Genomic DNA, 7878 nt, shown 5'->3' with positions numbered 1-7878 from the left:
ACCTGCACCGACGCCGGCCGCTGCGCCGGCGCCGCAGCCTGCTGCGGCACCCGCCGCGCAAGCCAATGGCCACGCCCGCGTCTTCTCTTCGCCCCTGGCGCGCCGATTGGCAAAGGAAGCCGGCATCGATCTTTCCCGCATCACCGGCACCGGGCCGCATGGCCGCGTCATCGCGCGCGACGTCGACGATGCCAAGTCCGGCAAGGGCCTGAAGGCGCCGGCGGCCGCGCCCGCCGCGGCGGGGCCGAGCATCGCGCCGTCGATGTCGGACAAGCAGATCCTGGCGCTGTTCGAGCCGGGCTCCTACGAGATCGTGCCGCATGACGGCATGCGCCGCACCATCGCGCAGCGTCTCACCGCCTCGGTGCAGAACGTTCCGCACTTCTATCTCACCATCGACTGCGACATCGGCAAGCTGCTTGCCGCGCGCGAGGAGATCAACGCGGCCGCGCCGAAGGACAAGGAGAAGAAGCCGCTCTACAAGATCTCGGTCAACGACTTCGTCATCAAGGCGATGGCGGTCGCGCTGCAAAAGATTCCGAACTGCAACGTCAGCTGGACCGAGGGCGGCATGCTCAAGCACAAGCATTCCGACGTCGGCGTCGCGGTGGCGATGCCGGGCGGCCTGATCACGCCGATCATCCGCAAGGCCGAGACCAAGACGCTCTCGACCATCTCCAACGAGATGAAGGATTTTGCCGCGCGCGCCCGCGCCCGCAAGCTGAAGCCGGAAGAATACCAGGGCGGCACCACCGCGGTGTCCAACCTCGGCATGTACGGCATCAACCACTTCACCGCCGTGATCAACCCGCCGCACGCCTCGATCCTCGCGGTCGGCACCTCGGAGGAGCGCCCCGTCGTGCGCGGCGGCAAGATCGAGATCGCGCATATGATGAGCGTCACCCTGTCGTGCGATCACCGTGCGATCGACGGCGCGCTCGGCGCCGAGCTGATCGGCGCCTTCAAGCAGCTGATCGAAAATCCCGTGATGATGATGGTGTGACGGGCATCCGCCATGTACGCGATGTTCGGTCCGTACGTTCTGCTCGCCGCCATCGCCGTTGCGCTGCTCGTCGCGGTCAACCGCGATCTGATATCGACGTTCCAGTTCCGGTTGATGATGATCGGCGCCGGTGTGCTGGCGCTGGTGTGGACCATATTTCTCGGTGCGGTATGGCAGGAGTACCGATGAATGGCCGGCTTGGCCCGCACGCGCTGGCCCTGGATCTCGCTGCTGCTGTCAGCCGTGCTGGTGTGCAATCCGGTCGGGTTCGATTTGCTGCACTCTGCGTTCTTCGCCGGCGAACAGCTGGCGCGGAATATCGCCCGGCCGATCGTGCTGACGGCCCTGGCCATCATGGCCGTGGTGATCGGGCTCGAATGGCTGGTCAGGTCATTGATCGCAAGAAGCCGCGCCCGCGGCGTCACCAATTGAGTTGAACGGGAGCCGACATGGCCGACACATCCTTTGACGTCATCATCATCGGCTCCGGCCCCGGCGGCTACGTGACCGCGATCCGCGCCGCGCAGCTCGGCTTCAAGACCGCGATCGTGGAGAAATCCTATCTCGGCGGCATCTGCCTGAACTGGGGCTGCATCCCGACCAAGGCGCTGCTGCGTTCCGCCGAGATCTATCACTACATGCAGCACGCCAAGGATTACGGGTTGTCGGCCGACAATGTCAGCTTCGATCCGAAGGCGGTGGTGCAGCGCTCGCGCGGCGTCTCGAAGCGCCTCAACGACGGCGTCGGCTTCCTGATGAAGAAGAACAAGGTCACGGTGATCTGGGGCGACGCCACGATCGACGCGCCCGGCAAGGTCACGGTGAAGAAGTCCGCGGTCGAAGCGCCGAAGGGCGCGAGCGGCGAGGGCACCTACCAGGCCAAGCACATCATCATTGCGACCGGTGCACGGCCGCGCGTGCTGCCCGGGCTCGAGCCCGACAAGAAGCTGATCTGGACCTATTTCGAGGCGATGGTGCCGGAGCGGATGCCGAAATCACTGCTGGTGGTCGGTTCCGGCGCGATCGGCATCGAGTTCGCCTCGTTCTTCCACACCATGGGCGCCGACGTCACCGTGGTCGAGGTGCTGCCGCAGATCCTCCCGGTCGAGGACGCGGAGATCGCAGGGCTCGCGCGCAAGCGGTTCGAGAAGATGGGCATCAAGATCCTCACCTCGACCAAGGTGACGAAGCTTGAGAAGAAGGCCGACAGCGTGGTTGCGACCATCGACGACGGCAAGGAGAAGCCGCAGGCGGTCGAGTTCGAGCGCGTGATTTCGGCGGTCGGCGTGGTCGGCAATATCGAGAATCTCGGGCTGGAGAAGGTCGGCGTCAAAGCCGATCGCGGCTGCATCGTGATCGACGGCCTCGGCAAGACCAACGTCCCCGGCATTTACGCGATCGGTGACGTCGCGGGACCGCCGATGCTCGCGCACAAGGCCGAGCATGAGGGCGTGATCTGCATCGAGGCGATCAAGGGCCTGCATCCGCATCCGATGGACAAGCTGATGATCCCGGGCTGCACCTACTGCAACCCGCAGGTCGCCTCCGTCGGCCTCACCGAAGCCAAGGCCAAGGAAGGCGGCCGCGAGATCCGCGTCGGCCGTTTCCCGTTCGTCGGCAACGGCAAGGCGATCGCGCTCGGCGAGGACCAGGGCCTCGTCAAGGTGGTGTTCGACAAGAAGACCGGGCAGCTGCTCGGCGCGCACATGATCGGCGCCGAGGTCACCGAACTGATCCAGGGCTATGTCGTGGCGATGAATCTGGAGACCACGGAAGAGGAATTGATGCACACCGTGTTCCCGCATCCGACGCTGTCGGAAATGATGAAGGAAGCGGTGCTCGACGCCTACGGGCGCGTGCTGAATATCTGACTCCCGTCACGTCATCCTGAGGAGCCTGCGTAGCAAGCGTCTCGAAGGATGCACGGCCCGGATCGAGCAGCGGGGCTCGTCGCCCTTCGAGACGCGCTTCGCGCTCCTCAGGGTGACGGGTCTGGCGGAGAAGACATCACGAAGAACAAGAAGGACAGAATCTCGTGAAAGACAACGACAACCTCACCATCGAACGCCCGACCTTCGTAACCCATCTCGAATGCGCGATGGAGGGCGATCATTATGCAGCCGACCAGGTGCACAACCTGTCGAAGGCCGGCAAGCCGCTGCTGGTGCGCTACGACCTCGCCGGGGTGAAGAAGGCGCTCACCAAGGACGCGCTGGCCGAGCGTCCGGCCGACCTGTGGCGCTACCGCGAGCTGCTGCCGGTGCGCAAATGCCAGGACATCGTCAGCCTCGGCGAAGTCACGACGCCGCTGATCCGGTTGCCGAGGCTCGGCGCCAGGCTCGGCGGCGGTGAGATCATCGTCAAGGACGAGGGGCGGCTGCCGACCGGCTCGTTCAAGGCGCGCGGCCTCGTGATGGCGGTGTCGATGGGCAAGGCGCTCGGCATCAAGCACATGGCGATGCCGACCAACGGCAATGCCGGCGCGGCGCTCGCGGCCTACGCGACGTCCTGCGGCATCAAGACCACGATCTTCTGCCCGGCGGATACGCCGGAGGTGAATGTCAGCGAGATCGAACTGCAGGGCGCCACCGTCTACCGCGTCAACGGTTATATCGACGACTGCGGCAAGATCGTCGGCGAGGGCAAGGCAAAAGTCGGCTGGTTCGATACCTCGACCCTGAAGGAGCCGTACCGGATCGAGGGCAAGAAGACGATGGGCCTCGAGCTCGCCGAGCAGCTCGGCTGGGACGTGCCCGACGTGATCTTCTATCCGACCGGCGGCGGCACCGGCCTGATCGGCATGTGGAAGGCGTTCGACGAGCTCGAGAAGATCGGTTTCATCGGCTCGAAGCGTCCGCGCATGGTCGCGGTGCAGGCCTCCGGCTGCGCGCCGATGGTGCGCGCTTACGAGGCCGGCACCGAGCACGCGGCGCGCTGGGAGGACGCCCACACCATCGCTTCCGGCATCCGCGTGCCGCAAGCGATCGGCGACTTCCTCATCCTGCGCGCGGTGCGCGAGAGCAAGGGGTTTGCGATCGCGGTCGATGACGACAAGATCAGCGCCGCGCTCAACGAGGTCGCACGTGCGGAAGGTCTCCTGCTGTGCCCCGAGGGCGCTGCGACCTATGCTGCCTACAAGGAGAGCCTTGCCGACGGCCGCGTCAGCAAGACCGACCGCGTGATGTTGTTCAATTGCGCCAGCGGCTTGAAATACCCGCTGCCGCCGGTGACCCGCGCGCTCGACCGGCACAAGCCGATCGACTTCTCGCAGTTCTGAAGCCTCATCCGAAGGGCCATCTTGTCGAAAGATGGCCCTTCAAAAATGATGCGAAAAGGAAGATTGAGGGAGAGCGTGATGCGGAAGCTGGTTCTGGCCGTGTTGGCGATGTTGGCGTTCGCGGGAACCGCCGCAGCGGAAACCTGGCCCGCGCACCCGATCACCATCGTTGTGCCGTTCGCCGCCGGCGGGCCGTCGGATGCCATGGCGCGCATCCTCGCCGAACGGATGAAGCAGTCGCTCGGTGAGGTGGTCCTGATCGAGAACGTGACCGGAGCGGGCGGTTCGATCGGCGTCGGCCGCGCGGTGCGCGCGGCGCCGGACGGCTACACCGTCTCGTTCGGCCATCTCGGCACCCACGTCGCAAACGGCGCGATCTACAAGCTCGGCTACGACCTCGTCGAGGATCTCGAGCCGGTGGTGCTGCTGCCGAGCAATCCGATGATCATCGTCAGCAAGAACGCCGTGCCGGCGAAATCGCTGAAGGAGCTGCTGGAGTGGCTGAAGTCGCGGCCGGCGCCGCCGACCGCAGGCACCGCCGGCGCCGGCAGCGGCAGCCATATCGCAGGGCTCTATTTCGAAAATGTCTCCGGCATCAAGCTGCAATACGTGCCCTATCGCGGCACCGGGCCGGCGCTGAACGACCTCGTCGCCGGCCAGATCGACATCATCGTCGATCAGACCTCGAACTCGATCAACCAGGTCCGTGCCGGCAACATCCGCGCCTATGCCGTCACCGATTCCAAGCGGGTCGCGAATGCGCCCGAAGTCCCGACGGTCGATGAGGCCGGCCTGCCGGGCTTCCACATGACGCTGTGGTCCGGTCTCTGGGTGCCGAAGGGCACGCCGAAGGAGATCGTGGCCAAGCTCAACACGGCCGCGGTTCAGGCGCTGCGTGATCCCGCCGTGAAGAAGCAGCTCGAAAATCTCGGCTTGCAGATGCCGCCGCAGGACCAGCTGAAGCCGGATGCACTCGGCGCTTGGCAGAAGGCGGAAATCGCGAAGTGGTGGCCGATGATCAAGGCCGCCAATGTGAAGGTGGAGTGAAGACGCAACGTCGTCCCGGCCTAGTCTAGTGCGCAATTACCCACGGGGGCCGGGACCCACTACGCTAAATGTTGGTTGCGGCGCGACGCTGGGGCCACGTTCCCGATCACAATCAAGCGCGGTGGTTATAGGTCCCGGCCCCTGTGCGCAATTGCGCACCAGGCCGGGACGACAGCATCTACTGCGACGGGACTGTTGCGCCCGCCGGTGCCGCGTTGGTCTCCTGCGTCACGACGCGCTCGCCGCTCTTTGCCGCCACTGCCGTGCCGGCGTCCTCGAACCGCGCCTGATAGACCGCGAAATTCTCCATCACGCGCTGCACGTAGTTGCGCGTCTCCGAGATCGGAATCCGCTCCACCCAGTCGACCGGATCGATCTTGGGATCGCGCGGGTCGCCATAGGCCTTGATCCAGTCGCGGACGCGGCCGCGGCCGGCGTTGTAGCCGGCAAACGTCATGATGTGGCAGCCGCGATATTCCGCCAGCAGCGCACTCAATTCGGCCGCGCCCATCTGGGTGTTGTAGACCGGATCGGACACCATCCTGCTCCAGTCGTAGCTGACGCCGAAACGCTTGGCGGTGTCGCGGCCGGCTTCGGGCGTCACCTGCATCAGGCCGACGGCGTTGGCCGCCGACTTGTCGCGCTGATCGAATGCGCTCTCGGTGCGCGCGATCGAGTAGGTCATGCTGCGTCCGATATCGGGCGCGATCGGGGTGTGCTTGGGGATGCCGATGACCGGGAAGGCGTAATGGTCGAAGGCAAAGCCCCGCGCGAGCGCGATCTTGCCGATCTGCAGCATGGCGCGGGCATCGTTGTGGCGGCCGGTGAGCTCGCCGAGCGCTTCGAGCATGCCGACGTCAGTGCTTTCCTCGGCAAGGTCGGCTGCGAAGTAGAGCACGATGTCGGGCTCGCCGATCGCATAGAGCATGTCGGCGGCACGAACGCGTTCGTCGGCCGCCATGCTGCCGGCGCTGGCGGCCGGCGAGGGTGCGTGGAGCTCGACGCCACCGTCGCGGCCGAGCTTGGCCAACGCGAGCTGACCGTAATAGGCGGTCGGATAACGTGCGGCGGCCTGGTAGTCGGCGCGCATCGCCGCGGAGTTGCCGAGCGCCTCGGCAGCGCGGCCGCGCCAATAGGCGGCGCGCGCCAGCACGGTCGGGTTGGTCTGGCCTTCGTCGATGTGGGCGAAATGCGCCGCCGCGGTCTTGGCATCATCGAGATAGCGCAGCGCGATCCAGCCGCACATGAAGTGCATGTCGGAGCGGTAGTAGGGATTGTCCGGCGCCGCCGCTCCCCGGATCACGTCATAGGCCGTCTGGTACTCGCCCTGGTCGAGCAGCTTGCGGGAGAGGATGCGGCGCTCGCGCCACCATTGGTCGGTGTCCTGCTGCGCCATCGTCTCGGGCGCTGCCGCGATCGTCACGCGCGCCGCATCATCGATCCTGTTCTTCGCGAGCAGCCACTGGATGCGGCACAGCGTGTAGCCGAGGTCGCTGCGGGCATCGGCCGGCACGTCGTTGAGCGCGTCCTCTGCCTTGCTGGATTGCCCGCGGACCGCGCCGCAAGCCTTCACGATCGCGAGCTCATCGCTGCCGAGGTGCTGCGCCGCGCGCCTGGCGCCGGCGAGATCCTTGGCGCCGATCCGCTTGTCCATGCGTGCGCGATGGTCGTCGCGCGTCAGCAGATCCTTGAATGCGTCGTAGGCGTCGCTCTCGGTACGGTCGAGTAGCTCTTCCGAACGCCAGGCCTCGCGCACCAGCTGCGTGGCGCCGTCGCGGTCGCCCTCGGTGAGCAGCGTGCGGGCGAGCGCGAACTTGCCCTTGGCGCTGATCGGCTGGTCGAGGGTGAAGCCGTGCACCGTGGCCGGATCGCTGCGCTCCTGCCACATCCGCGCTTCAGCCCGTTTGCGGAGCAGCGTGACGCTCGGCCAATCCGGGTTGGCCGAGACGAATGCCGCATAGCGGCTGAACGGCGCATTCGACTCCGAATGGCGCAGCAGGTACCACTCGACGAGCTTCCGCCCGCCCGGGTCGGTGATCTTGGCCTGGATATCGGTCGCGTCGCTGGTCTTGCCTCTGCGCGCAGCGAGGATCGCGTCCCTGACATTGGCGAGATCGCCCGACAATTGCGGTCCGGTAGGCTTCTCCGGCTCCGGCGCCTTGGTGGTCTCGGTGGATTTGGATGGAACGGATTTGGCTTTCGCGGATTTGTGCTTGTCGGCGCCGTGCCTGGCGTGCCGGCGCTTGCCGGAGCCGCTCTCGCGCGCAGCCTTGGTGCTGGTCTTGGCGCCATGCGCCTTCTTGTCGCCGTGGCCGCTCTTGGCCTGATGCTGGTGATGCGGCTTGGCGGTCGCCTGGACTGGAAGGAGCGCGAGCGCGGCGGCTGTGGCGAAACACGCCAGCGGACGTAGGCACCGGTTCATTCTCTGGTCCCCCCTGAGAAACCACGAGGCACAAACAGAACGCTTCATACGGCGGCACAACCGCCGCAGATTATCACTACCCTCGATTCTCGAGTGTTAATGCTGTCGCAACTCAACAGGGAAACACGG

General features: G+C 65.8%; 7 protein-coding genes. 6 read left to right on the top strand and 1 reads right to left on the bottom strand.

Annotated elements, in window-relative coordinates; translation table 11 throughout:
• The 6 genes from AC628_RS23835 to AC628_RS23815 form a co-directional block, all read left to right on the top strand.
• On the top strand, positions 1-1003 hold a 1003-nt coding region (locus tag AC628_RS23835), incomplete at its 5' end, for a 2-oxo acid dehydrogenase subunit E2 (RefSeq protein WP_074129151.1).
• Positions 1004-1015: 12 nt separating this feature from the next.
• The gene (locus tag AC628_RS44175) at positions 1016-1192 is read left to right on the top strand and encodes a hypothetical protein (protein ID WP_168193434.1); all 177 of its coding nucleotides are present in this window, start codon (positions 1016-1018) and stop codon (positions 1190-1192) included.
• Positions 1193-1435, top strand: a complete 243-nt coding sequence (locus tag AC628_RS23830; protein WP_074129141.1) for a hypothetical protein — start codon at positions 1193-1195, stop codon at positions 1433-1435.
• 17 nt (positions 1436-1452) lie between these two features.
• The gene (gene lpdA, locus AC628_RS23825) at positions 1453-2874 is read left to right on the top strand and encodes a dihydrolipoyl dehydrogenase (RefSeq protein ID WP_074129140.1); all 1422 of its coding nucleotides are present in this window, start codon (positions 1453-1455) and stop codon (positions 2872-2874) included.
• 164 nt (positions 2875-3038) lie between these two features.
• Positions 3039-4280 carry a threonine synthase gene (locus AC628_RS23820; protein WP_074129139.1) on the top strand — a complete coding sequence of 414 codons (1242 nt, stop codon included), beginning with the start codon at positions 3039-3041 and terminating at the stop codon, positions 4278-4280.
• Positions 4281-4358: 78 nt separating this feature from the next.
• Positions 4359-5327 (top strand): tripartite tricarboxylate transporter substrate binding protein BugD, encoded by a 969-nt coding sequence (locus AC628_RS23815; RefSeq protein ID WP_074129138.1) that lies wholly within the window; start codon positions 4359-4361, stop codon positions 5325-5327.
• A gap of 178 nt (positions 5328-5505) precedes the next feature.
• On the opposite strand, the gene AC628_RS23810 is transcribed toward AC628_RS23815, so the two are convergent.
• Entirely contained in the window at positions 5506-7749 is a 2244-nt protein-coding gene (locus AC628_RS23810) for a lytic transglycosylase domain-containing protein (protein WP_074129137.1), read from the bottom strand.
• Positions 7750-7878: the final 129 nt, after the last annotated feature.

This window comes from Bradyrhizobium sp. NAS96.2, from assembly GCF_001908235.1.
In the GTDB taxonomy this organism is placed as follows: domain Bacteria; phylum Pseudomonadota; class Alphaproteobacteria; order Rhizobiales; family Xanthobacteraceae; genus Bradyrhizobium.
This window is presented reverse-complemented; position numbering and strand designations above follow the sequence as displayed.